Raw genomic sequence first — 373 nt, forward strand, 5'->3', positions numbered from 1 at the left:
TGGACCGGCGACCACACGGTCGGGAAACTCAGGAGATGAAGGATGGGTAGATTGCAGGGCAAAGTAGCTATCGTCACTGGTGCCGCACAGGGCATGGGTGCACCACAAGTGCGCAGTCGCGTTGCGGAAGGCGCAAAGGTCGTTTTTACTGACACCAATGCCGAGGGGGGACAAGCACTTGCCTCCGAGCTGGGTGAGAGCGTGCGCTTCGTCCAGCAGGACGTTACAAGCTGGGACGCCTGGCAGAATGTGGTGGCCGAAGCTGAGGCTGTATTTGGCAACGTCAGCATTCTGGTCAACAACGCAGGCATTCTGGGGCCCATCGCCAAGACTGCTGACATATCGGAAGCGGATTTCCTCAAGGTCTGTGCGA

The 373-nt window shown here is 58.4% G+C and carries 1 protein-coding gene; it reads left to right on the forward strand.

All coding sequences use genetic code 11. The features are described 5' to 3' along the window. Positions 1 to 42: 42 nt before the first annotated feature. Positions 43 to 373 (forward strand): SDR family NAD(P)-dependent oxidoreductase (locus tag KVS69_RS18955; RefSeq protein WP_217539515.1); only part of this gene is annotated, 331 nt, incomplete at its 3' end.

The organism is Stenotrophomonas sp. GbtcB23, from assembly GCF_019091045.1.
In the GTDB taxonomy this organism is placed as follows: Bacteria; Pseudomonadota; Gammaproteobacteria; order Xanthomonadales; family Xanthomonadaceae; genus Stenotrophomonas; species Stenotrophomonas rhizophila_A.